This window comes from Kitasatospora sp. NPDC056327 (genome assembly GCF_042261735.1).
Lineage (GTDB): Bacteria > Actinomycetota > Actinomycetes > Streptomycetales > Streptomycetaceae > Kitasatospora.
Genome location: NZ_JBHJRC010000543.1, coordinates 1 through 1,615, shown reverse-complemented (window position 1 = coordinate 1,615; position 1,615 = coordinate 1). Strand labels below are relative to the sequence as shown.

The window sequence follows — 1,615 nt, the reverse complement described above, 5'->3', positions numbered from 1 at the left end:
GGGCCCGCCCCCCGCTGCCACCGGGGGGCGGGCCCGCCACGGCCCTTCGCCCGTACCCGGGCGCGGGTGTCCGGCTCAGACGGCCGGCGTGCGCGACTCCAGGACGTACGAGGCCTCGACGCGGTAGGTGCCCTTGTTGCCGCCCCCGCGGTCGACGTTCACGTCCGCCGTGCGCACGACCTTCAGGTACATGCCGTCCTCCTGGTCGAACCACACGTCCGCCACCGCGTCGCCGTCCAGCCCGTCGCCCTTGACGAAGCTGTCGATCTTGACGTGGTGGGCCCGGCGCACCTCCCCGCCCACCGTCACGGGTTCGTCGGCGATGTACTTGATCTTGATCTGGGCATGGTTGCCGTGCGACACGCAGATCGTCTCCTCCCGGCCCCCGGGCGCCACCGCGTCACCGCCCACCTGCACCATCGCCGGGCTGCACTTGTGCGCCTCGTCGCCCTCGATGCCCGCGAAGCTCACCTTCTGCATGTGCGCCAGACACAGGTACTCGCCCTGCCCGCTGCACTGGCGGTGCGCGTCGGTGTGCTCCGAGATCGGGGTGAAGTACAGCTCCCACACGCACCCGGAGTCGTGCAGCACCCGCGCGTAGGTCTCGGCCGGGAACGGACGCTTGTAGGAGTCCCCGTTGTAGATGATCGAGTCCGCGCCCTCGGTCCGGTACGTGTACACCCCCGGCTCCGGCCGGGTGAACCCCTTGATCGCCGCACTGGGCGCCACCGGGGACGTGACCTGTCCCAGGTCGCCGCGCAGGGCCGAGGGGTGCTGGCGGTAGGTGTCCAGCGCCATCGCCAGGGTCACGGGCTTGCCCTCCGGCGTGATCGCCTGGGTCCGGTTGGCGACGATGAACGCGCCGGCCGCGATCAGCACCGCGAGGACGGGCACCAGCCGCAGCAGGGTGCGGCTCAACTTCCGCTGGGTGGGACGGGAATGGCCTTTCACGCGATTCGCTCCTTCGGGGGGACGGGCAAACTGCCGCCACCGTCCCGCGCGCACCGGCAGCGGCCAACCCCACCACGACGCGTCCGACGAGCCCTGCCCTTGGTCCCCCCGAAAGGGCACTGCCCGCCACCCCCGCCGTGCGGCCTACCCGCCAGCCCTTCGGGGCTCGTCCGCCGGAGCCGCGCCCGGAAACCTGGCCCGTACCGGCACGTTCGCCACCCCACCCAGGAGGGCCCAGTGAACCCGACCGACAGCGGCACCCCCGGCACGCAGACCCCCGACCGCACCGCGCTGCTCGCCCTCGCCCCCGCCGACCGCCGTCCCGCGATCACCACGGCCCTGCGCACCGTGCTCGACGCCGTCACCGGCCGCCCCACCCCGGGCGACGCCGACGAACCGCTCCACCTGGAGTCCCTCCAGGCCACCGAACTGCAGATCGTCCTGGACGCCCGGTGGGGCGTGACCCTGGCGCTGACCGAGCTCGTGGCCTCCCAGGGCCTGGCCGCCCTCGCCGAGGCCGTCGACCTGGCCCTGACCGGCACCGGCGAGCAGGAGCGGGACGGGCAGCACACCCTGGTGCCGGATGCGGGGAGGTGGGGTGAGCCGTTCGGTCTGACGGATGTGCAGCATGCGTACTGGTTGGGTCGTTCGGGGTTGTTCGAGT

The 1,615-nt window shown here is 72.8% G+C and carries 2 protein-coding genes; one reads left to right on the top strand and one right to left on the bottom strand.

From position 1 onward, the window contains the following. Positions 1–75 precede the first annotated feature (75 nt). A complete protein-coding gene (locus ACFCX4_RS36190) occupies positions 76–918 on the bottom strand; it encodes a hypothetical protein (protein ID WP_376151717.1) in 843 nt (280 codons plus the stop codon). 270 nt (positions 919–1,188) lie between these two features. Here ACFCX4_RS36190 and ACFCX4_RS36185 point away from each other — a divergent pair. After that, positions 1,189–1,615, top strand: a 427-nt coding sequence (locus tag ACFCX4_RS36185) for a hypothetical protein (RefSeq protein WP_376151715.1), incomplete at its 3' end; no start/stop codon positions are given.